This is a genomic window from Aquabacterium sp. A7-Y, from assembly GCF_026153205.1.
In the GTDB taxonomy this organism is placed as follows: Bacteria; Pseudomonadota; Gammaproteobacteria; order Burkholderiales; family Burkholderiaceae_C; genus Caldimonas.
Window position 1 is genome coordinate 240,646 of record NZ_JAPFBW010000002.1, and the last position, 22,606, is coordinate 263,251.

Here is a 22,606-nt window from a genome sequence, read left to right on the forward strand (position 1 = left end):
GAGTCCCGGGGATTCACGCCGAAGGAGGCGAAGCACAGACGACGAAGATGACCCGACGAGCGTTCGACCCGGCAAGCAGGAAGCTTCGGTCACGGCGCGGCAAGGACTTTCTGCCGAATCAACTCGTCAATGAAGCTGAACGCCTCGCCAGGCACTTGGTGGAGTGAGAAGGCTCGCCCCATGTCAACTCTTCGGAGCAGTCCCCGGTTTCAGATATCGATGATGCTGGCGATCAGTGCAATGCCGATCATCGCCATCGCGAAGCGCAGCCAGCCGGTCTTTCGCGACATCATGGAATAGCCCACCCAGACCATGCCCAGCATGAACACGAGCGCACTCTCCATGCCGGCGGCGACGCGGACAACGATGAAAAGCTGGATCGCGTACTGCCACCAGCGGACAGGAGCATGAGGCGTCGGCGTCTCTGATGTGGCCGCGTCCTGGCTGATCGTGTCCCGTGCGACAAGGCCGCTCGATGCGCTCGACCGGGCGCCGGCCCGGGCAGGTTTTCTGGCGGCGTTGCGCGCCTCTCGCTCGGCGTTGATGCGTTCCTGGCGGGCCGCTTTCATCTGTCCGGCCGTCAGCGCCAATTCCGGCACCGGTGCCTCCGCCGGCTCCCACCATGCGCCACGGGCGAGCGTCGGCACTTCACCCTGCGCGGACTGACGGCGGAACCTGTCGGCAAACGCCGGTCGCGCAGGCATCTCGCCCCGCGGAAGTGCCAAGGCCCGCGGCAATAGAGCAGCACCTTGACGCGGGTCGACCATCTGGACGAAGCGCGCATAGCCGACCAGCGTCTCGCGCGTGGCTGGCTGCCCTTGCCAAGTGGCTGCTTCCAGGCCACGGCGCTGTGCGTGGTGCAATGCAGCCCGCAGCTTCCGGCGTTCGCGGCGGGACACCGACGGCTTCTCGTTGACGACCACGCCCGTCACTTCCTGGCGTGAGCCTGACCGCATCACGCGCTGCTTGTCGGGATGGGGCGTGAAACCCTCGTCTTGCAGCACGTGGTGCACCTGGCGCAGCAGGCGTCCCACCAACCCGGCACTTTCGGCGGATGCCGAAAACGTCAGGTCGTCGGCGTATCGCGTATAGGTGAAGCCGAGCTTGTCGGCCAGCCCCTGAAGCCGACGATCGAGCTTGCGGCACAGGATGTTCGTCAGCATCGGGCTCGTGGGCGCCCCCTGCGGCAGCACGCGGTCGCGGCCCTTGCCCCCGACGAAAAAGCGTTCGCCATCGACCTCCAGCTCGTCGCAGGCGTTCTCGCTGCACAGCAAGGCGAGCACGCTCGCGAGCCGCTCGTCGTAGCCAAGGCTGCGGAACACGCCCTTGATGCGCGGGTAGGTAACGCTCGGAAAGAAGTCCTTGAGATCGAGGTTGACGACCACCGGCTTGCCGCAATGCGGCGCCGCATTGGTGACGATGCTGCGGCCTGGCATGAAGCCGTGCGCGGCTGCATGGCAAGGCACTTTGGCGAGCAGGTTGTCGAGCACCCAGTACTGCGCGCGCTTCAGCCGTGGCATCGGCGCCGAGATCGTGCGCTGCCCTCCCGTCTTCTTGGGCAGCATGAAACGCCGGTAGTGAGTGGTGCGGGCGACCTCGCGGTGGAAACACAGGAACTTGAGCTCCGCGAGCGTGATGCCCATGGCCTGCGCCAGTTCGAGCGGCGACTCCAGTGGCGGCAGGCCTGCATGCAACTGGCGCCTCGGGGCGTCTTGCGCCGGTTGCAGTCCACCCGATACACCGGCTCCGAGGTAGCCTGCATCGGTCTTGCGCGCCTCGTACCAGCGCAACGCCCGCTCGTGGCGCCGCCGCTCCCGGGCCTGGGCCGTGGCTTCGCGCTGCTCGCGCGCCTTGGCCATGCGCTCCTTGCGCATCGCCTTGAGGGCAGCTTCAGGATCGCCCTTGACTCGAAGCTCGGCCTGAAGCCCATCGAGCGCTTTCACCAGCTCGACTTCGCGTTCGATCAGTGCCGCCTCGAGCGTGGGCGCCCCGGAATCCGCAGGCCAGAAGCCCAGGCGCTGCATCTCCGCGAGGACCACGGCGTCCTTGCTGGACGCCCTGATGCGGGCGAGCAACTCTGCCCGGGTGGGGACTCGTTCGCTCATTGGGGAACCTTCGTGCTGCGCACTGCGGTGCGAGCCCCTTCGGGCGGCCGGGCGGGGCTCATTGGGTAACCTCCGTGCTGCGCACTGCGGTGCGAGCCCCTTCGGGCGGCCGGGCGGGGCTCATGCCGCCGCTCCTTCGATGAGGGAGGCGCACGCGAGACGCTGTGTCCGGCGGGGAAAGGTGAGTGCAGCGCGCTTCTCGTCGAAGAGCCTGAAAGGCTTGGAGGACGGGGGCTGTCCACTCGACGCCGCGCGACACCCGGTGCGCCAATGCGCTCTTTGGGAGCCACATCGGCATTGCGCACCGGGTGTCAGCGCGGCACAGTGAAGACAGCACCCGTGGCGCATGGAGCGGCAGATGGCAAGGACGGCGAAACACCGCCCGGGTTGCAAGAGCCTGCGCGCTGCACTCGCTTTCAGTTTAACCGAAGCTTTGTTCATGCCGCCTCCCGGACGATGTGTGGTTTTGCCAATTGGGGCTGCGCCAGTTGGCGCAAAGCCAGCATGTGGGTGCATGGCCCGCGGCGCAGGCGATTCTGGCCGTAGAAGTTGCAGCCGCATTGACCGTCCACGAGTTGCTGGTCGGCATTGAGCGTCAGCCGCGGCTCGTACTCGTGGCCGCGGTCCTTCACCTTGCCGGTGATCACGAGTCGCTCGTCCCGCGGCACGATGTCCTTCAGCTTCGCGCCCTTTGCATGGATGAGCGCCATGGCCGCTTCTTCCTCAGGGCTGGCGAAGCGCAAGGACGCAAGCGGCAAGGGCTCACGCGCCAGCTCTCGCCAGGCATAGCGGCCGGACGGCAGGTCGAACACGGCACGTCCGGCCTGCACCCAGAGCGTGAGCGCTGCGTCGACGTCCGCCTGCGGCAGCCCGACGCACGATGCCAGGTCCGATGCCGTCGCGATCCAGACGCCTTGGAGCGCCGCGGCCACCGCATGCTGGGTGGCCTCACTCACATCATGACGCGCCTGAAGCAGATCGAATCGGGCCGCTGCCGACCAGTCGTTGGCCGTCCAGCCCGACAGGCCCAGCGTCACGGTGATGTCGTCCATCTCCACCACCCAGAAGCTGGGCATGCCCGAGCCCAGCAGGTGGACACGCACTCGCGTGGCCAGCGCAATCAGCCGCTCGAGTGTGAGCAGGCGGCGACGCCCCCACACGCGCACGCTGCGCGGCTCGGCAAGCGGCGCACCGACGATCGCGCTACGGCGCGCCGTCAGCTCGATGTTCCACGGCTCCAGCACCAGGCGCGCAGGCTGCCCCGGCTGGAGCTCGAAGCGCAGCGATCGTGGACCTGCCCGCTCCTTGCGCTGGCGCAGCACGCTGCACAGGTTGTGCAGGTCCATCGGGTGCAGTTCCACCACGGTGGCTGGCTGCGTCATCGCGCTGGACACCTGCAGGAAGCCGCGCACCCAGCTGTCGGGCAGGTCGATCTTTTCCTCGTGGAAGGCCGGGTCGTCTCCGGTCGCGACGGTGAAGCCTGCCGGGTCGACCTTGAAGCTGGTTGCCTTGTAGTCGCGGATCTTCTGGAACTCCTCAAAGAGGCTCGCGGAGTAATCGATATTGGTCGTTCCACAGGCCATCTCGGCGGTGCGGTCGAACACGTCGTGTTTGACGCTCACCGCGCAATAGCTCGACTCGTCCTGACTGAAGGCTTCGAACAGCAAGCGCTCGGGATGCACGCTGATCACCGGATCGAGCACGAACCAGGCGTCACGGTTGGCTTGGTACAGCCAGTTGAAGTAGGTATTGCGGGCACGGTAGAACGGTTCCAGCACCGCAGCCTTGCGGGCCCGCAGTTGCCGCAGTTCCTCGGTGATGCTGCTCACCTGGCCCTTGAGGCTCCGGGCCTGCTGCATGAACTGCGTGAGCAGGGACTTTTCGTTGTCGGCCAACCACTGCTGGTAGGCCGTCTGGTCCCGGCCGCGGAAGCGTTGGTCGCTCACCACCACCGAATGCAGCGCCGACAACGCTTCGCGGAAGACGAGGTGCGCATGCGAATCGCGTCGTAGCACGCCTTCGAAGGAGGTCGGCGGGCGCAGCGTGTCAGGCGCGAAGCTGAAGGCTTGCGAGGCCGCGGAGTCGTCGACCGTGGTGCTGCCGTAGTACTTGTAGCGGAATTGCATGATCGGTCAGGCGGTGTGGACGGCCGGCGTTTTCCACGCCATGAATGGCAGCTCGATCTGGGGATGCCGCGCGGCGATGTCGCGCAACCCGGCGATGTACTGAGGCTTGTCGGTGCGGCTCGCGGTCACCACCTGGCGGGCGAAGATCTCGGCCACCACCACCGCGGTGTCGACTGCCTGGGTCTGCGCGCGCAGGAACTCGGTGATGCGTGACTTCGCCACGCGGCCGCGATGGACCTGGCTCAGCACGGTCAGGAAATACGGCTTCAGCGCACGAAGCTGCTGCGCGAGCCGTGCCGGATCGTCGGTGGGCAGCTCCAGCAGCCATTGCGTGACGAACAACTGCACCTGGGCGCCGGGATGCTGGCTCAGCCGCGTGAGGCACAGGCTCGCATCGGCCGCGCTCATGCGGCGCACGAGACGGCTGCGGCCGAGGGCCTGCACCCAGGCTTGCGGATGGTCGACCCAGGCGATCAGCAGCTCGACGCTCAATGACTCGTCCGGCAGGCGTTCGCCGAAGAGCGATTGCGCATAAGCGCGGGTGTCGTCGAACGCCGTCTCGGCCAGCGGCAGCAGCTCGGCCGATTGCTCGGGTGTTGGCGTCGCTGGCAGTGTGGCATCAATCGCTCGCATGGCCCACTGGCGCACACCGGCCTCGACATGACGGGCCAGCGTTGCCTGCTGCTTGAGCGAGTAGTCGGCAGACTTGCGCAATGCAAGCGCCCACGCGCCGTAGCGCTGCGCACCCCTGCTTCGCGCCTGTAGCGCGCGCCAGGTGCCGGAGCGGTCGCGTGCTGGTGCATGCGGCGCCAGTTCGTGCGTGAGCCATCGCAATGCATCGTCGTGCACGCCCTCGCCGGGCTCGGCATGAAACAGCGTCTGGTGCAGCCGCGCAGCCAGCGCGTGCGCAAAAGCCGGATCGCTGGCGGCGACACGCAGCAGTGCCGGCGCAATGGCGGCGCGGATACCGGCGTGCGCGTGTACCGCCATGTCGCCGAGCAGATCGATCTGCTTGCGCAGCACGTCGTCGGGCAAGGCAGCCAGCAGTCGTGCGCCGCAGGCCCTGCGATCAGGGTCGTCGGAGGCGAGCAGGCGTGTCAGCAGCGGTGGTGGCAGCATGGCCACGCCGGCCGGCTGCAGCAGGAGCCACGTCACGCCGACCTGGGCGACGGCAGCGGACGGATGGTCGAGCAGCGGGAGCAGCGAGCCAAGGCTCTGCAGCACCGCGCCCGCAGCTGCCACAGCCAGCGGCTCGGTCAGCAACCGCTCGGCGAGACAGGCGCCTTCGGCCAGGCCTGGGGCAGCGGGGTCGGATGCGAGCAGTGCGGACTGCAGCTCGGCGAACAATTCCTGCGGCGGTGCCAGCAGCGCAAGCCCGTGGCCCTGCCGGCGTGCACGCTCCTGGGCGGACAACAACAGCGACACCACCAGATCAGCGTGTCGCGCGAACGCGGCCGGATCGCCGGCGATGTGCAGCAACGCAAAGTCGTGCGCGGCGGCATGGCTGCTGGCCGCCATCAGCTTGAGCCAGGGCACCTGCGCGGCGGTGTCCCGGATGGCTTCTTCGATACGGGCGCGCGCAGCGTCGAAGCCGATGGACGCCGTGGGCGCATAAGCGCTCCGCAGCAAAGCTTTGAGTACCGGCACGTCCTGTCGTCGCACGAACGCTGCATGGTCCTGCAAGGCGCGCGCGACCACGGCATGCACCAGTGCGCTGCGGCTTTCCATCGCGAGACGCAGCAGCGCTTCGGGATGCGCGTCCCACATCGCGCGCAGGCCTTCGGTGCGCTGCGGCATGGCGCGGGTGACGTCGATCGGCTGCAGTGTCCACCAGCGCTTGGCGCGTGTGCTGGTCTGCAAGCCGGGCAGCTCCGGCAGCAACACCTTGGGCACGAGCAGCCAGCCGGCACCCGCGTGATGCAGCCGCAGCATGCGCTGGTAGCGGCCATCGACCTGGCCCCAGCGATGCTCCTCGCGGGCAGCTGCCTGTTCCTCGTCCACGAGGCCGAGCAGGAGGTTCACCGCCAGCTCGGGTGCGTGCGAATGGCCGATGGCGGCAAGGCGCCGCAGGGTGCGCCAGCCGCGCAGGCGCAAGTACTCACGTGTGCGTGGGCCGTAGGCCGTGGCCGGCGCCCGTGCTCCACCTTTGACCCGAGCGATCCAGCCACCCGTGGCCGGCGAGCGGTATCGCCGCCCCGTGGCCGCACCGTGTCCACCAGGCGTATTCTCGAATCGCGCATGCAACAGGCCCACGACCTCGGCATCGCGACGCAGCTCGGCAGCCTTGTAGACGTAGCGAATCGCCTGGAAGCAGTCGGCTTCGAGCGGCAGCGCCTTCAGCAGGCCGAGCATCACGGCACGCACATTGGGCTGCACGAGGGCGATGTCGTACCACTCTTGCAGCAATTGCGCCCAGCTGAGCTTGCGCGCATCGAGCGCACCGTCCAGCCGGGCCACCAGGGCTTCGCCGGTTTCGGTGCTCGCCAGCTCGTTCTGCCACTGGCTCGACAAACCGGCGGCGTACGCCTGCAGCGACTCGGGCGCCAGCAGCATCAACCAGGCCTGGTGGGCGACGCGCCGGGTGGCTGGGCTGCGTCCGCGTTGGGACAGCGCCTGCATCGCCTCGGCGGCGCCCGGGTCGCCCAGCCGGCCGATCGCGGCCGCCAGACACAGGTCCAGCAGGTCGTTGCCGCTCTCCAGCAGCTCGACGAGCCGCGGCACGAGCGAACGCAGTGCATGGTGCGATGCCGCGGCTGCATCCGACGGATCGCTACATTCGGCCACGCGCCATGCGGCGCGGGCACGGCGCTCTGGGGATTGGAGTTTCCACTGCGCGGGCTGGAAGCGGGCAACGAGCGCAGCCATCTGCCGCGGCACCGGCTGCGTGGCGGCTCGCGGCGGTGGCGTGACCACGGTGGGCGGCAGCTGCACCGATTCGATCGCATCGAAACCATGGCGCCGCACCAGCCGCTCGCCTGCCGCCAGTCGGCGCTGTAGGAAATCGAGTGCTCGGCGTTCGGCTTCGACCAGCGTGCAGGGCACGGCCGTCAGCGACGATTCCCGCAGCTCTTGACGAACGGCGACGATGTAGCGGGCCGAACCGACCTGGCCCTCGGGCAGATCGAGCTCGATGAGCTCGACGGTGCAGAGTCGCTCACGCAGGTGCTGCCGCGCCAGCGTGGCGGATGCGATCTTCCTCAAGGTGTCCCTCTCCCGAACGACGGCCGATTCGTGAAAAACCGTCGTATTCCCTCTTTGCCCCAGCCCGGGGTTTCCTTTTCGCAGGGGAGCATTCTGCCCTGTGCCGAGCCTCGACCGCAATGCCGCGCCACGGCCTATCAGCATGACAGCATAGCAAGAGGTGGTGCGCGCACTTTGCTGCCTAAGGCGGACCTCGCTGGCCATCCTGTCGAGAAATTCAGGCTGTCGACGTTGGCACTGAGCTGGGCGGAGTAAAGTGTCAGCGAATGGGAAACGAGGGTCGGCGTGAGCAACGCCCCTCGCCGATCCTTCTTCCCTTTACGGAAAGCTCACCAAGCCAACTCGCCGGTGAACATGGACGTCCCGCGATGCACTTCCCATCGTGGCATCTTCGATGCTGGTTGCCGCACTGCAGCAGGGTTCGCGGCGGGGCGACATCTTTCATCTGTTGTCCGCACAGGTTCCCATGAACGTCAAAACTCTGTTCGTTTCCGCCGTTATCGCAATCGCTGTCGTTGCCGTCTACAAGCAACAGCAGGGCGGGCAGGGCGTGTCCGGGAACTCTCACGTCGCGACGCCTGCCGCGATTCAGATCTACACCGCGAGCTATTGCGGCGTTTGCGCTGAAGCCAAGGCTTATATGAACCAGCGCGGCATCGAATACACCGAATACGACATCGAGAAAGACGAAGCACGCCATCGAGAACTCGATGCGCTTGGCGCCAAGGGCATCCCCTACATCGTCATGAAGGGGGCGGCCATGGAAGGCTTCGATGCCTACAAGTTTGAAACCATGCGCCGTAACGCCGGTATTTGAACATCGAGCGCTGACCGCGGGTCATTCAACATGCCCCTTCCATTCGCCAAGTCTCGAAGACATGCGGTCGCCCTCGCGGTGGTCGACGAACCGGTCCCCTTCGTCGTGGACAAAAAGGGCTCGATGTCCCGACGAGCCCGGCCGAGACAGCGATCGTGACCCGCGAGCGCCAGATGGTGTCCGGCATCGAGATGGTGGACGCCAACCCTAAGGCGGCTGCTCAGTCCACCCATTTGGCACCCCGCAGATACACTGGCGCCATGACATCCACCGCTGAACAACGCCTCCAAGAGCTCGGGCTGGTGCTTCCCCCAGTGACCCCGCCGCGGGGCAACTTCCGCCCTTACGTCATGTGCGGCACGACGCTCTATCTCTCTGGAAAGGGTGCGCCGCTGCGGGAACACGGTGCACCGGTTCCGAAGGTGGGCAGAGAAGTCTCCGTGGCGCAGGCGCAGGCGCATGCCCGAGAAGTTGCGCTTTACCTGCTTGCCCTCACCCAGGAAGCCCTGGGTAGCCTGGAGCGCGTCCAACGCGTGGTCAAGGTCTTTGGCATGGTCAACGCTGTGCCTGACTTTACCGAGCACACCGAGGTCATCAACGGTTGCTCTGATCTGCTTGTCGCTGTCCTCGGCGAGCGTGGTGAACACAGTAGATCGGCCATTGGAGTGGGTTCGCTACCTAAAGGGTTCGCCGTTGAAATCGAAGCGGTGATCGAGTTCGCGTGACGCGCTGGCGCCTCAAGCCAGGAGGGGCCACCGAGTGGGAGATATCCTCGAGTCTAAGGACCTGCTGGCTCAGTCCGTGGCCCTGAAGACAGGGCGAAAAAAGCTGCGCTCATAGCTGATGATGCAGCGGGTGTCCACCGCGTACTGGAACGCCGCTTGGCACTCGGGATCCTGAAATGACTGCGTGCGATACGCCTCATAGAGCGCGAGCGACGGAAACGTGAACATCGCGAGCGCAACGTTGTTGGCCCCTTCGGACGGTAGAAAGTATCCGTGATGCTGTCCGCCCAACTTCTCGACGAGAGGTATCCACAGCTTCCCGTAGTGCTCAAACTCTTTCAGCTTGAGCGGGTCGATGACGTAACGCAGGTAGCAGGTGATCATGGGCTTTGCCTTCGCATAGGGGCAGCGATGGTACAGCAGGCGATCGCCGGGCGTCTCGTGCGCGGCAGGGTGTGGGCGCCTGGCGCGGTGGCGCCCCTGGCATCCGTTCCAGTCGAGCGGCGTCAGGGTCGAAGAGCCGCGCCCGCTCTGCCCTTGGCGCCATGCACGCTGAGCCTGAATGGGCTGAGATAGCCATCTCCCACAGCGCGGCGTCCATGGACGCCGGCCACCGTAGCCCTTGCGCGGGCTACCACTTGGCGTTTCGAGCCAGCTCCAGCGCGTACTCGGGGAACCACTGGCCTGCCTCCGGGCCTCCGTTGGCCGGGCCATCCGAATCGCCCGGGACCTTGATGTAGAGAAGTCCGTCAACCAGCGGGTGTGCGACCGAAAGCGTGGGCCGATCGCCGAGGGCACGCCCTCGCGGGTTGGCCCATTCGTTGTTGGCGGCCGGACCGTTGCCGTTGCGGCTGGTATCTATGACGAAATGCTTGCCATCGACCAGCTTTGAAATTCGCTCGCCATAGCTGACGTTGTCGGCCGTCCAATGGAAGTTGGACACGTTCAGCGCAAAACCGTTGGCCTTGTCGATGCCCCCCTCACGCAGGCGCGCGGCCATCACCTCGGCTGTTTTCCAGCTGGGGTTGCCCGCATCGAGATAGACCTGCAGCTGCGGATACTGACGCAAGATGAGCACGGCCTCGCGAAGCATTTCGAGGCGATCGGCCTGCTGCGCGGTCGTCAATTGATCCAGCTGTGCGAGTGCGTCCGGTTCCACCACCACCACCGTCGGGCGGTTGCCCAGGCCTGCTGCCACAGCGCGCACCCAGCTCAGATAAGCCGCCTTGTCCGCCTCCCCTCCCGAGGAGTAGCCGCCGGCGTCGCGCAGGGGGATGTTGTAGAGGACCACCGTCCCCACCTGGCCCGCACGCGTTGCTGCCTCGGTGTAGCGGTTCGCTTCGCCCCGCACGTCCGAGAACCAGCCGCCCAGCCAGAGAGCCACCGGCTGCGCGGCCATCTTGTCCATCAGCGCTGCGTCCGCCGCGCGACTGGTACGCCAGGCGTCAGCCTGCGCCTTGGCCTTGTTGTCAGGAATGACGTAGAGCACCTTTCCGTACAAGGGCTTCGAGATAGGTGCAGGCGTGGGAGCAGGCGTCGGTGCGGGTGCGGGCGCCGGTGCAGGCGCAGGTGTGGGTGCAGGCGCAGGCGTGGGTGCAGGCGCAGGCGTGGGTGCAGGCGCAGGTGCGGGCGCAGCTCCTGTGTAGATGTCGAAACTGGTGCGTCCGATCTCTGCCCCATTCGATACGGCATAGGCGACGTACGTGATGCGATAGGGACCACTGCCCTTCCAGTTCCAGCCGGCGACGTTCACTGATGCCTCCTTGTGCGGGGCATCGGTCTGCGAGTCACGCATCTCGTTGTTCTGCAGCTGACTGAAGTCGTTGTCGACCACCCAGTACATCCTGTACGCATTCAGGTTCCAGCCCTCGACCAGTCCCTTGAACGCTTGAGTCTGAGACACACGGGCAGCTTGTACCGGCCACCAGGAGGTCACCTGAGGACGATCGGCACTCGACGCCTTGTAGACGTTGAAGCTGACCCTGCCGATCTCGCTGCCGTTCAATTCAGAGGCGATGTAGGTGATCGTGTAGGGACCGTTGCCGCGCCATGACCAGCCGTCGATGTTGACGGTCGCCTCCTTGTGTGGCCCGCCCTCCCAGGAATTCCACATCTGTTGTTGCTGGACATTCTGGAAGTTGTTGTCGACCACCCAATGAAGCCGGTACGAGTCCAGCGGTCGGCCCTCGATGAGCCCCTTGAACGGCTGATCACCCGAGATCGCCTTGCCCTCGGTGGGCCACCATGAGATGAGGGGGGCTTGTTGCTGCTCGGTCGCTAGGGCGTTCCGAGCGTATTGGGCCTCTTGCACGCTGGCAGTGCCGGCCCGCTCCTGGGCACCGACGGAAGTGCTTCCGCCGCCGCACGCGGTCAGTCCGGTTGCTGCCGAAGCAATCAATGTCAGGGTACGGTACGGTGCCATGCCAATCTTCGCCGAATGGGTTGCTGAGTGGCGCATGCGCTGAACGGCAAGGCCATGAACCTGCGGACTCTCGATGAGAAGTCGCGGACGGGCGCAGTATCGAAGGACCGGGCATGCAGTTCAACTCAGCTCCGTTGATTTGGCAACTCGTTTCACGACCCGTTGCTGCGCGCCAGAGCCTCAGGTTCCAGCCCCCACACCGCTGAAGACGGCACTCAGACGTCGACGCAGCGCCGCCTGTCAAGTTGCTGCTGCCACTCGTACGGCCACTCATTCCGCACACGGCGCCAGACACGTCGTCCGCGAAATCCAACATGTTGGGGCAATGCTTTAGATGTCCCACATCTGATTGCAGATCTTGTGCATCGTTGCCCTCGCTTTCGAGGCTGAGGGGGGCTGCAAATCCATTGCAGGAGAAGCCGGATATTCGCCGTCTTCCGCGTTCGGTTGCCTCCAGGGCGATGCGCAGGCAAGGCAGCACATAGCGCCGCTCATACCAGCTGGCAAGGCCTGCCCTCACATGCCTGGATCGAAGGCAGCGTGAGCATCGGCGGCCGCGGCACCCTGGTGGTGCTGCCGGACGGCATCGGCCCTCACCGGGGAGTTCAAGGACTACAACTGTTCGCCACTTGCTGCAGGCTTGAGCGCCGCGCTGAGCTATCGAGGCGACGTGGTGGAGCGACCGTGAGCCCGGCACAGGCGGCAGCGTGATTGGACGGCGGCGACTACCGCGCGTGCCAACACGCGGGGCTGTGAGGCCGTTACTCGAGGCCTATTTCAACCTCGATCCCGTGTGGCTGACTGGTACTTCAACCTTCCGAATCCGACAGAGCCGGATAGTCGATATAGCCATGGGGGCCGACACCACCGTAAAGGGATGCATCCTTGAACGGCGCATTGAGCGGCGCGTTCTTGCGGAAGCGGCGGGGGAGGTCGGGATTGGTGATGAAAGGACGCCCGAACGACACCATGTCGGCACGACCGCTCGTGATCGCCTCAACCGCCATCTCCTTGGTATAGCCGTTGTTCACCATCCAGATGCCGGAATACAGGCGGCGCAGTGCCTCGTAGTCGAAGGGCGCGTTGTCGCGCGGGCCACCGGTATGGCCTTCGACGACGTGGATGAAGACCGGATGCAGCTTCTCCAGCTCCCGCACCACGTGCTCGAAGAGCGGCTGGGGATGGCTTTCCGACGAGTCGTTGACGGGTGACACCGGCGAGATGCGGATGGCCGAGCGTTCTGCGCCGATTTCGGCAATGACGGCCTGCATGACTTCGAGCAGGAAACGCGAGCGGTTCTCGATGCTGCCACCGTAGGGGTCGCTGCGATGGTTCGAGCCGTCGCGCAAGAACGCATCGATCAGGTAGCCGTGGGCGCCGTGGATCTCGACCCCGTCAAACCCGGCCTTGATGGCGTTCGCGGCGGCGAGGCGGAAGTCGTTGACCACGCCGGCGATCTCGGTGGTCTCCAGCTCACGGGGCGCCGATGTGTCGACAAAACCCTCTCCGGCCAGATAGGTCTTGGCGTTCGCCGCGATCGCCGAGGGCGCGACCGGCGCCTGGCCGTTGGGCTGGAAGCTGACGTGAGACATGCGGCCGGTGTGCCACAACTGCACAAAAATGCGGCCGCCGCGACGGTGCACCTCATCGGTCACCTTCTTCCAGCCCGCGATCTGCGCCGGCGTGTGCAGACCGGGGGTATTGGCATAGCCTTGAGCCGTCTCGGACACCTGGGTCGCTTCGGCGATGATGAGCCCGACCGAAGCGCGTTGCGCGTAGTACTCGATCGTCATTTCCGCAGGGACGTTGCCCTCGTCGGCTCGATTGCGCGTCATCGGCGCCATCACCATGCGGTTGGCGAGTTCCAGCTTCCCGAGGGAGATCGGTTGGAACAGTGCGTCAGCGAGAAAACGTTCGGTGGGAGTGCCCATGGCTTGATGCTCTGCGAGTGCAGATAGTGATGAAAAAGGGAATCGATGACCGGCAGCCGTCAGGCGGGCGGCGGACGGAGCAGGCCATTCAGCATCAGATCGAAACTCTCGCGCAAAGGCGTGCCCGACCGATCGAGCTTGGTGCGCAGCAGGGCGCCTTCCCAGGCATCCCAGACGAGTGCTGCGAGCCGGGAGGCGTCCGCATCAGTGCGGACCTCGCCGCTGTCCTGCGCCTTGCGTATCAGGGAGGCGAGCATCTCGCGCCACCCGGTCATGGCTGCTGCAAGGCGCTGCCGGCACAGTTCGTTGGAGTCCGCCACTTCGGCCGCGAGATTGCCGACCAGGCAGCCGCTCCAGGAAGCGGTTCGTTCCTTGTGGGCAATCATCTGCTCAAAGGCGTACCGGATGGCCGCCACCGGCTGGGCGGGCGCCCGCTCCATCATGCGCGACCAAAGCTCCAGCATCTCCGCCGTGTAGCCGTCGATGATGGCCGCGGCGAAAGCCTCTTTGCTTTCGAAGTGGTTGTAGAAGGACCCCTTGGGCACCCCGGCGCGATCGGTGATCTGCTGGATCCCCGTGGCGTTGTAGCCGTGGCGGGAGAACAGCTCGCGGCCTGCGGCCAAGAGCTGATGGGGGGTGGCGGTTCTTCCTGCGATGCGTGGCATGCAGAAATTATATGACCGGTCGTCTTAATGTGCTGGAGACCGGCATTCCAGCCTTCGCTGGCCGGTGGGCCGGCCGCCGTTGAGCAGGCGGCCCAGCGGCGTGCGGCGCACCAGCAGCTGGTAGCTCAGCAGGCCGGCCAGCGAGGTGGCAGCAATGTTCAGCGCCATCTTCGCGAGCGCTGGCAGCGGCACGCCGTACAGCAGCGCGCCGAAACCGATGGTGCCCAGCATGTGCACCAGGTAGACCCAATAGGCGCTGTCCGACAGGTAGCGCAGCACCCGGTTGTGCTGTGGCAGCCAGCGCAGGAAAGCGCCTAGCAGCGCGAAGCTCCACAGCCAGCTCGCGCAGTTGTAGACGAAGGCGATGGCCAGTGCCATCTGCGGCATCGCTTGCGCACTTTGATGCTGCACCGTGCTCAACACCCCCGCCGCGCCGAAGAACAGCAACCCGACCACGGCATGCAGGCCGATGTGGCGCTGGTAGTGCACGAACAGCGTCGTCTGATGGCGGTGAAGCTGCAAGCCGAACAGAAAGAACAAGCCGTTGTGCAACCACTCGGTCCACGGCGGTATGAAAGAACCGGTGGGAGTGACAATGCCGTCCTTGTAGAAGGCACCGGCCAGCGCCAGCGGCAGCGCGAGCACCAAAAAGCCCCACCAGACCGAGCCCAGCACCCGGAACAGCTTCGACGCCGCCTCGCGCAGCCGCGGCGGCACCGCATCACGGGCCCAGCCGAACGCAGCCGTCAGCACCGAGAACCACAGCAGCAGGTAAAGGAACCAAAGGTGCATCGTATTGATCATCGGCTGGCCGGGTGGCGGCGGCAGCAGGGCCGGATCCAGGCCCCAGGTGCCGCGCGCCATCAGGTGCAAGAACGCCATCGACGACGCCACCATGCCGGCGAAGATAGGGGGCCAGAACAACGCGAAGGGCAGACCCAGGCGCAGCAGGCGGTGTTTCAGCATGCCGCGATGGCCGCGTTGTGCCACCAGCCTGGCCACGAAAAAGCCGGCCACGATGAAAAACGCCGGCATCCGGAAGGCGTGGATGAAAGCCAGCAGGAAATCGGCCACGGGTGTGGTGCGCTCATCGCGCCACGGCACGGGCGAATCGCCGGCCACGTGGTTGACTGCCACATGGAGCACGATACCGAGCCACATCAGGATGGCGCGCAGGTTGTCCAGCGCATGCAGGCGCTGTGAGGGGGGTGTCATGGTTGTGCAGATGGGTCCGGTGCGTACCGAACGAAGTCTGAAGCCTCGCCTTGCGTAAGGGGCAAGCCGACTGCCGCTGGCCGGCGGCGTCGCGCGCAGCAGAAACTCCCTCACCAGCCGCTCCAGCATGAGTTTGCGCCGCCCGACCGGGGCTTGCTTGTGCCCCTCGAACGGGGGACAAGCCATACACAAGCGCCGGTTTTACATAGCAAAATGCTGGAACTTAGAAGTTAGGCGCTTAGGCGATGCTCCACCAGTACCTCTCAGTCATTGTCACAATCCTCACGCTTGCGGCGACCACTTCTGCCTTCGCGGGAGACCGGCAAGTGGATGCTGCCTACCGCAAGGGCAGCGAGTTGCTCTGGCCCTACCTGGTGCTCGCAGACCGCAAAGCCAGCGACGCGAAGACGGATGTCGGGCGTAAAGAAGTGGCAGAAGGAATTCGTCTATTGACCGTCGTTGTGAAGGCCAACCCGCAACACTGGCCAGCCTTCTGGCAAATCGGAAAAGCACATCAAGCGTTGGCGGACCACACGTCCGCACATGTAGCGTTCAAGCACGCCTATGACATCAATCCTGGTCGGCCGGACGTGGCGCGTGAGTACATGATCGAGTGTATTTGTGTTGGAGAAACGGCAGAGGCTGTCCATGTTGCAGAGGTGGCGGTGGCGGCGGCTCCCCATGATGCAGGACTGGTCACAAATCTTGGCCTCGCACTACTTGCCGACAGACAACTTTCAGCAGCACGTGCTGCGACAGAACGTGCCTTGAGGATCGCTCCTGAAGACCGCATAACGCGAAACCTGCTATCAGAAGTAGAGGCCGTTCAGCGGGGCCGACAACCGTCGAACTACTGTCCCCAGTGAACGCACCTTGCTTATTGCGGTGACCTCTCATCGAAACCAACTCGTTGATGAAACCGAACGGTACGGCAGGCGTTCCCCGTCGTGGCATTTCGATGCTGGTTGCCGCCGTGCGGGTGGTTCGGGGCGGACCGCTCTTCGGTGGTTGGTGAACTCCAATCAAAAGGCTCTGTCCGTCGTTTCGTCTCCGTCTTCGCTGTGGCCATGCTCCTCGGGCTGACAAGCAAATCGTGCTCGACGAGTTCATGGCGTACTACAACCCCGAACGCAGCCATCAGGGCTACCGGCTCATTCAAATGCAGAAATGGAGGCCCCGACCGACAGCACTACCGCCTGAACTCACAGCGCGCCGGAAGGCCCCACTGACGGGGAATCCCTCAGCCCGAACCAACCACCGTCTCGGTCTCGAGGTCCGATGCGGCCGCCATCTTGCCCATCCACGTGGTCAACGGCGTATCGGCCGGCGCGTGGGCCAGCGATTCGAGCAAGGCCCGAAAGTCCTCTGCCAGTGCTTGCACGCGCGTTTCATCGTAAGCCAGCGGGTTGGCTTCCAGCGTCAGCCGCCAATCGCCTTGCTCGACCACCAGCGTGAGGTTGAGGTCCTTCACCGGACCGCCGCCCAAGGGCCGCATGCGGCTGTTCACGCCGGCGAACGCTACGTGGCGGTCGAAGGGCATCAGGTTGACCGCCTGGTTGAACAGGAACTTGCCAGCTTCGAGGAGGCCGAGGTCGCGACGTATCCAGCCGTAGCGGTAGAACAGGTGCGGCTTGATGCTGCGCAGTTGCGCGGCCGAGCGCTGCACGGTGTCGCGCAGCGTCGCGTCGGGTCGCAGGTGCACCGAGAAAGGCACGATGTTCATCGCCATGCACGGCACGCCGAGCGCCGGTGTGCCCAAACGGTTCATGGCTTGAATGCCGAAACACAGGTCGTGCTGGCCCGACTGTAGGCCCAGCCACAAACCCGCGGCGGCGAGCATCCAGGCGGCCCAGTCAGCGCCGGTGGTGCGCGCGGCGGCCTGCAGCGCGGCAGCTTGAGACGCGGCCAGGTGCAGAGTGTGGCGTAGCGGCGTGTCGCTGGGCTCCTGCGGCGGCGCGATGTGCGCGGCCGCCGGCACGTTGCGCAGGTGCTCGCGCCAGAACACGCGGTCGGCCTCGAAGCGACCGTCGCGCTTGTAGTCAGCCTCGGCGGCAATCACCCGGTCGAGGCTCCACTGTGGCAGCGGCGGCGGCTCAAGGTCGGCCACGCGCGCGTTGTAGCGCCTGGCCACAGCCTGTTGGACCAGGCTGTAGCCGAAGCCGTCGAGCACGATGTGGTGCACCTGCAGGAACCACAGGTGTTGCTCGGGCGCGGTCCGCAGTAGCGCGGTGCGGTACAGCGGCTGCGCGGTGATGTCGCAGGCCTGCGCGAGTGAGTCGCGCATCCAAGCGTCGGCGGCCTGCGGGGCGTCGGCCTCGGCGCTGAAGTCAACGAGCGGCACGTCGGTTGCGGGTGCCTGCGGGTGTTGCCACAGTGTGTCGCCGTCCCACTCGAAACGCATATGCAGCGTATGACAGTGGTCCAGTACCTCGGCAATGGCGGTGCGCAGCAGCGAGAGGTCGAGGCCGCCGTTGAACTCGATCGCCTCTGCGGTCAGGTAGCCGGGGCTGTCCGGGTCGCTCTGCTGCGCGACCCAGATGCCGTACTGGGCGGTGGTGGTGCGCAGGCGCGCTTGGGTGTCTTGCATCGGTCCGGGTCCTGGGCATGGGAATGAGGATTTGAAAGAAAGTCGAGGCGCAGCAGGGCCGGCGCGGCTTGCAGCACGGCCCACCAGGTGGCCGGGCTCGGCTCGAGCCCGATCCACTTGGCCGGCCGGTGCGTGCCGGCGCATCGGGCGGGTGGTGATGTCAGAACTGCGCCGCTACCGCGACCGAGATGCGCCTGCCCTCGTCGGCCATCCAGTTGCCGCTCAGTCCGCCGGTGCGCGGTCGCGCATCGACGTCAACGCGCTTGTCGGTGAGGTTGAGCATCGAGACCTTCAGATCGACACCTGGCATCAGGGTGTAGCGGCCGCCGAGGTCCAGCGTGGTGGTCGCTTCGCGCTCGCGCATGCCGAGTGCGCCATTGCGGAAAGCGGCCCAGTGCTGTCTGCCGGTGTAGTGGAGCGCCGTGTACAGCTCCAAGGCCTGTCGTGGTCGCCATTGCAGCCGCAGATTCGCCATGTGCTTCGGTGTCTTGTCGAGCGGGCGGCCTTCCAGCGAGCTGCCATCGAAGGCGTTCTCGCCGCCGGCGCCGCGCTTTGAGTCGGTGTACGTGTAGTTGGCCGCCAGACGCAGCTGGCGGCTCAGCGCAACATCGGTGGCCAGCTCGACGCCGTTGATGTCGACGCGCGCAATGTTGTCGTAGACGTAGATGTTGCGGCCGGTCACGCGCGGGTCGGGCACGCCGGTGTCGAAGCTCGTCACGCGGTTCTTGACGCGGTTGGCGAAGACGACGGCGCTGGCACTGTTGCCGCCCGAGTCCCAGCGTATGCCCATCTCGACGGTGGTGCTGGTCTCCGGCTCCAGTTCGGTGTTGCCGCACAGCGTGCCCGGCGTGGCGCCGGCTGCGCCGCCGGTGGTCATGCAGTAGCCAGCCGTGCTCTGGCGCAGCGTGGGCGCCTTGAAGCCGGTGCCTGCGCCGCCGCGCAGCGTCCATGCGCGATCGATCGTGTAGACGCCGTACAGACGGGGGCTGAGGTGATGACCGTACTTGTCATCGTGATCCAGCCGCGCGCCGGCGGTCAGCGTCAGGGCGCCGAGCGCGAAGTCGCTTTCCCCGAAAACCGCCCAGGCGTTGCGCTCGATGCTGTCGGGATTGGCGGGCAGGCCCGCGGGCACCGCGTCCTGCTTCGAGACGCCCGACAGTCTCTGGTGATGGACCTGCGTGCCGACCGTCAGCGTGTTCCCACTGTCGGACCAGGGCAGTTCGACGCGGCCATCGAGCGTGGTGTTGCGCAACTCGGGCTCGACGATGGATGCGCCAGAGGCCACCTCTTGCGTCTGCAAACCGGTCTCGCCATACAGCGCCAGCGAGCTGCGGCCCCACTCCCAGCGACCTTCGTGCGACAGGCCCCAGTGGTCACGGCGATGCCGCGTCTTCAGCACCGTGGCGGCGGTCGCAGTGTCAGCGATGCTGAGACCGGGTGTCATCAGGTAGTTGAAGTCTTCACGACCGAGGTTCAGGCTCAAGTCCTGGCCGGCGGCCAGGCGTGCCGTGAGTTTGAGGTCGAGCCGTCCGTCGTGCTGACCATTGGCACCGCTGGTGGCGTTGAGTGGGTAGTAGACGTCGTCTTCCTCGCGGATCTTGGTGCTGCCGGACAGCTGCAGGCCAAGCGTTTCGTCAGCCAGCGGGCCGCCCAGCCAGAACTCGGCTCCCCACGAGTCGCCCAGCTCCTGATGTTTCTGGTGCACCGAGTGGGCGGTGGCCGCGCCACTCCAACGTGTTGGCAGCTTGCGCGTGATGATGTTGATCACGCCGCCCATCGCATCGGAGCCATAGAGCGAAGACATCGGCCCGCGCACGACCTCGATGCGCTCGATGGCCGCCAGCGGTGGCAACAGGTTCGCCTGCACACCGCCGTTGCCGCGGTTCATGGTCTCGCGTGTGTTCTGGCGCTTGCCGTCCACCAGCAGCAGCGTGTAGTCGCCCGGCATGCCGCGTACTGCGATGTCCTGGTCGTTGGGATTGGCGCCAACGACGCTGACGCCTTCGACCTGACGCAGCAACTCGGTCACCGAGGTTTCGGGGCGGGCCTCGATTTCCCTGCGGTCGATGACGGTGATGCTCGCGGGCGCCGTGCCGATCGCCTGCTCGCGCCGACTGGCCGTGACGACCATCGTTTCCAGCAATGTCTCAGCGGCGGGCGGGGTCGGGGCTTCCTGGGCGCCGGTCTGGCCGGCAAGGCTCATCAGGGCGGCCGGGATGGCAAGGGAGAGGGGCCTGGGGCCGAAGGCTCTTGAAGAAGGAGGCGACATGCTTGTTGTTATCAATGCGAATGAGTCGCATTAATTCTGACAAACAACTCCGTGTGACGGGTTTGCGCCGTCAACAAAGGTGTTTGCGTGAACGGTGACCTCCGCTACTCAGCGCCGACCGATATGCGCAGACTGTGCCGACGACCGCCTGCCGGAGGCTGCCGGTCGAAAGGCCTGGCTGCGGTTGGCAGCGACGCCGCTTTGGAGAGTCAGCGCCGTGCGGCGCGACGCGCTTCGTTGGGCGTGATGCCGAAGCGGCGCCCGAAGGCGGTGGCAAAGTTGGCGGCGCTGCCATAGCCGGCCAGCGTGGCGGCGCGCTTGATGCTGATGCCGTCGCGCTCCAGCGCGGCGCGCGCCCGTTGCAGCCGGCTTTCGCGCACGAAGCTGAACACCGTGGTGCCGTAGGCCCTGCGGAACTGGTTCTGCAGCGCGCTCACGTTCATGCCGGCATGGCGGGCGATCTCGTCGAGCGACAAGCCATCCGCAGCTTCGCTGTTGAGGAACTCACGCAAGTCGCGCAGGCGCCGCGCTAGCGTGGTGCTCAGGGCGGCTGGTTCGGACACCGGCGCGCCGGTCTGCAACGGCGCCAGCGCCTCGGCCAGCAGGTCGAGCAGGCAACTGGTCTGATATAGCCGGTCCAGCATCGGAGCATAGGAGGGCGGACGCACCAGCTGTTCAGCCAGCGCGATGGCCCGCGCCGACGGCTGCCAACTGTGCAGCGCCAGATGGCTCGTGAGCAGTGCGTCGAGTGCGGCCGGCATTCGCGTACCGCTGGCAGCCGACAGCGTGCGCAGCCAGTCGTGCGAGACACAGAGGCTCACGCGCCGCGCGTAGCCGCCCTGGCGCACGCGGCGGGTGAATAGCTCCGGCTCGTTCACATTGACCATCACACAGCGCGCGGCGCTGCTGCCACGTGCCGGGCGGGCCCGCTCGCTGGCGGCCGCGGTCGTCAGCATCACCCGGCGCAGGCCGTACGACACATCCAAGCCGCCTTCGAGCAGAAACACGAGGTGCAGTCCGGGCGCGCACTGGCCCTGCACCGTGGCGTCGATCGGATCGACCCAGTCATCGGCATGTACGCGCAGCCCCGGCAGCAATTCGAGCACACGCGCCGCGTGGGCCGCCAGGCCTGGGTGGACGGCCAGCGCTGTAGGCAGGACGCGAGGGATGGGGTTCGATGCCTGGAACAAAGCTGGCGGCTCCATGGGGGTCGTGCCGGTCGCAGCCGGCGAGGCAGCCGCAGACCGTGGCGGGGCCCGCGCGAACGGAAAACTGCAGCATCGCTTGACTGAGTTGTTTAAGTTGAATGAGAATTATTTGCATGCTTGTACATGTATTCAACCTACCAACCCCAGGCCTTCTACGGACATCGATGAGCCAGCAAGGTCTCGCTCCGCGCCGGACGCTGGAGGTGCATCGGCGCTGGCAGCCGCTCGGACGGCAAGGGGAGTACCGGACCCGTGTCGAGCCTTGAAACCCTCAACTTCGCCAACTTGAGCCAACGGCGCCGCCTGCTACGCGCGGGCCTGGCTCTTCTGTGTGCTCCTGTCCCCGTGCAAGCCCAGTCCCTCATGCACTCGTTGTCGTCGCTGGCCGAAAGCCCCGCCGTGAGCCTGCCGCGCACGCATCAGATCGACCGTGTGCTCGCCGGCCGGCCGCGCCGGCTGTTCGTGGCGCTGCCCGACGGGCCGGTGCCACGGCAAGGCCACCCCGTGCTGTGGACGCTCGACGGGAACACGGTGTTTCCGCTGTTGGCCGCGCTGTTGCGCCAGCGCTCGGCCCGGCCGGCTGACCTGCGCGGCCCACTGCCGGTGGTCGTGGGGCTGGGCTACCCCGGCGAAGCGGCCTACGACCAACGGGCGCGTGCCGATGACTACACGCTGCCCGGCACGGCGGGCGCGAGCTCGGCCGCGGGCGGCCAGGCCGATCGTTTCCTCGACCTGCTGGAGCAACTGCGGCCCTGGCTCGCACAGCAGATGCCGATCGATCCGGCGCGGCACACGCTGTTCGGCCATTCGTTCGGGGGCCTGTTGACGCTGTACGCGTTGTTCAGCCGCCCAACGCTGTTCCAGCGGCACTTGGCCGCGAGTCCATCGATCTGGTGGGGCGACCGTGTCGTCTTGCGCCACTGTGACGCCTTTGTGCGGCGCCCGCCGGCCCCCCCCGCAAAGGGCGGACGCCTGGTGGTCACGGCCGGCAGCCTCGAGGAAGGTCAGTCACACGCAGACCCCGAGCGCCAGCGCCGCCAGCAGGTGCGCCGTCAGGTCAGTTCAGCGCGCGAACTGGTCGCCAACCTGGGCGATGTGCCAGGCTGGCATGTGGAGTTCAGGCTGCTCGACGGCGAAGATCACGGCAGCCTGGTGCTGCCCAGTGCGGCCCTCGCGCTCGACTTGGCGGTGGAGGAGGCCGCGACACATGGTCAAGATGCTTCTGACGGGGGGGCACCGAGATCGAACATGTCGTCGGTGCTCAAGCGGTCCGGCGACTCGTAGTCGAACAGGCGCGTGCGGCTGGCTGCACTGAAGGCTCAAGGTTCAAAATCA

The 22,606-nt window shown here is 66.0% G+C and carries 15 protein-coding genes; 4 read left to right on the top strand and 11 right to left on the bottom strand.

Annotated features, from left to right (window positions below; translation table 11 throughout):
- Positions 1-209 precede the first annotated feature (209 nt).
- From OOT46_RS02950 to OOT46_RS02960, 3 genes are all read right to left on the bottom strand, one after another.
- On the bottom strand, positions 210-2,075 hold the full coding sequence (locus tag OOT46_RS02950) for a reverse transcriptase family protein (RefSeq protein WP_265402084.1): 1,866 nt from the start codon (positions 2,073-2,075) through the stop codon (positions 210-212).
- 467 nt (positions 2,076-2,542) lie between these two features.
- Positions 2,543-4,231 (bottom strand): SWIM zinc finger family protein, encoded by a 1,689-nt coding sequence (locus tag OOT46_RS02955; protein ID WP_265402085.1) that lies wholly within the window; start codon positions 4,229-4,231, stop codon positions 2,543-2,545.
- 6 nt (positions 4,232-4,237) lie between these two features.
- Complete coding sequence (locus tag OOT46_RS02960; protein ID WP_265402086.1) at positions 4,238-7,432, bottom strand: hypothetical protein; 3,195 nt, start codon at positions 7,430-7,432, stop codon at positions 4,238-4,240.
- Positions 7,433-7,826: 394 nt separating this feature from the next.
- On the opposite strand from OOT46_RS02960, the gene OOT46_RS02965 reads away from it, so the two are divergent.
- The gene (locus OOT46_RS02965) at positions 7,827-8,249 is read left to right on the top strand and encodes a glutaredoxin family protein (RefSeq protein WP_265402087.1); all 423 of its coding nucleotides are present in this window, start codon (positions 7,827-7,829) and stop codon (positions 8,247-8,249) included.
- A gap of 155 nt (positions 8,250-8,404) precedes the next feature.
- Positions 8,405-8,974 carry a RidA family protein gene (locus OOT46_RS02970; RefSeq protein WP_322114223.1) on the top strand — a complete coding sequence of 190 codons (570 nt, stop codon included), beginning with the start codon at positions 8,405-8,407 and terminating at the stop codon, positions 8,972-8,974.
- Between the two features lie 69 nt (positions 8,975-9,043).
- Here OOT46_RS02970 and OOT46_RS02975 read toward each other — a convergent pair whose 3' ends face one another.
- The 5 genes from OOT46_RS02975 to OOT46_RS02995 all read right to left on the bottom strand — a co-directional run bounded on the left by OOT46_RS02975 (position 9,044) and on the right by OOT46_RS02995 (position 15,207).
- Positions 9,044-9,358, bottom strand: coding sequence for an NIPSNAP family protein (locus OOT46_RS02975; RefSeq protein WP_265402088.1), 315 nt, complete (start codon positions 9,356-9,358; stop codon positions 9,044-9,046).
- Positions 9,359-9,605: 247 nt separating this feature from the next.
- Positions 9,606-11,396 (bottom strand): glycoside hydrolase family 6 protein, encoded by a 1,791-nt coding sequence (locus OOT46_RS02980; protein ID WP_265402089.1) that lies wholly within the window; start codon positions 11,394-11,396, stop codon positions 9,606-9,608.
- A gap of 809 nt (positions 11,397-12,205) precedes the next feature.
- Complete coding sequence (locus OOT46_RS02985; protein ID WP_265402090.1) at positions 12,206-13,327, bottom strand: alkene reductase; 1,122 nt, start codon at positions 13,325-13,327, stop codon at positions 12,206-12,208.
- Between the two features lie 59 nt (positions 13,328-13,386).
- Positions 13,387-13,992 carry a TetR/AcrR family transcriptional regulator gene (locus tag OOT46_RS02990; protein WP_265402091.1) on the bottom strand — a complete coding sequence of 202 codons (606 nt, stop codon included), beginning with the start codon at positions 13,990-13,992 and terminating at the stop codon, positions 13,387-13,389.
- Positions 13,993-14,016: 24 nt separating this feature from the next.
- Positions 14,017-15,207 (bottom strand): acyltransferase family protein, encoded by a 1,191-nt coding sequence (locus tag OOT46_RS02995; RefSeq protein WP_265402092.1) that lies wholly within the window; start codon positions 15,205-15,207, stop codon positions 14,017-14,019.
- A 326-nt stretch (positions 15,208-15,533) separates the two neighbouring features.
- Here OOT46_RS02995 and OOT46_RS03000 point away from each other — a divergent pair, with 326 nt between their 5' ends.
- Positions 15,534-16,073 (top strand): tetratricopeptide repeat protein, encoded by a 540-nt coding sequence (locus tag OOT46_RS03000; RefSeq protein WP_265402093.1) that lies wholly within the window; start codon positions 15,534-15,536, stop codon positions 16,071-16,073.
- Positions 16,074-16,447: 374 nt separating this feature from the next.
- Here the strand turns inward: OOT46_RS03000 and OOT46_RS03005 are convergent, their stop codons facing one another.
- From OOT46_RS03005 to OOT46_RS03015, 3 genes are all read right to left on the bottom strand, one after another.
- Positions 16,448-17,794: a condensation domain-containing protein gene (locus OOT46_RS03005; RefSeq protein WP_265402094.1), complete on the bottom strand. Its 1,347-nt coding sequence runs from the start codon at positions 17,792-17,794 to the stop codon at positions 16,448-16,450.
- Between the two features lie 160 nt (positions 17,795-17,954).
- Positions 17,955-19,997, bottom strand: a complete 2,043-nt coding sequence (locus tag OOT46_RS03010; protein ID WP_265402095.1) for a TonB-dependent receptor domain-containing protein — start codon at positions 19,995-19,997, stop codon at positions 17,955-17,957.
- A 275-nt stretch (positions 19,998-20,272) separates the two neighbouring features.
- Positions 20,273-21,268: a helix-turn-helix transcriptional regulator gene (locus tag OOT46_RS03015; RefSeq protein ID WP_265402096.1), complete on the bottom strand. Its 996-nt coding sequence runs from the start codon at positions 21,266-21,268 to the stop codon at positions 20,273-20,275.
- A gap of 366 nt (positions 21,269-21,634) precedes the next feature.
- On the opposite strand from OOT46_RS03015, the gene OOT46_RS03020 reads away from it, so the two are divergent.
- Entirely contained in the window at positions 21,635-22,555 is a 921-nt protein-coding gene (locus OOT46_RS03020; RefSeq protein ID WP_265402097.1) for an alpha/beta hydrolase, read from the top strand.
- Positions 22,556-22,606 lie beyond the last annotated feature (51 nt).

Bases quoted from the DNA above. Each gene is read 5' to 3' on its own strand.
- OOT46_RS02955 (WP_265402085.1), bottom strand. From the start codon at position 4,231: ATGCAATTCCGCTACAAGTACTACGGCAGCACCACGGTCGACGACTCC.
- OOT46_RS02965 (WP_265402087.1), top strand. From the start codon at position 7,827: ATGCTGGTTGCCGCACTGCAGCAGGGTTCGCGGCGGGGCGACATCTTT.
- OOT46_RS02975 (WP_265402088.1), bottom strand. From the start codon at position 9,358: ATGATCACCTGCTACCTGCGTTACGTCATCGACCCGCTCAAGCTGAAA.
- OOT46_RS02980 (WP_265402089.1), bottom strand. From the start codon at position 11,396: ATGGCACCGTACCGTACCCTGACATTGATTGCTTCGGCAGCAACCGGA.
- OOT46_RS02985 (WP_265402090.1), bottom strand. From the start codon at position 13,327: ATGGGCACTCCCACCGAACGTTTTCTCGCTGACGCACTGTTCCAACCG.
- OOT46_RS02990 (WP_265402091.1), bottom strand. From the start codon at position 13,992: ATGCCACGCATCGCAGGAAGAACCGCCACCCCCCATCAGCTCTTGGCC.
- OOT46_RS02995 (WP_265402092.1), bottom strand. From the start codon at position 15,207: ATGACACCCCCCTCACAGCGCCTGCATGCGCTGGACAACCTGCGCGCC.
- OOT46_RS03005 (WP_265402094.1), bottom strand. From the start codon at position 17,794: ATGCAAGACACCCAAGCGCGCCTGCGCACCACCACCGCCCAGTACGGC.
- OOT46_RS03010 (WP_265402095.1), bottom strand. From the start codon at position 19,997: ATGAGCCTTGCCGGCCAGACCGGCGCCCAGGAAGCCCCGACCCCGCCC.
- OOT46_RS03015 (WP_265402096.1), bottom strand. From the start codon at position 21,268: ATGGAGCCGCCAGCTTTGTTCCAGGCATCGAACCCCATCCCTCGCGTC.
- OOT46_RS03020 (WP_265402097.1), top strand. From the start codon at position 21,635: ATGCACTCGTTGTCGTCGCTGGCCGAAAGCCCCGCCGTGAGCCTGCCG.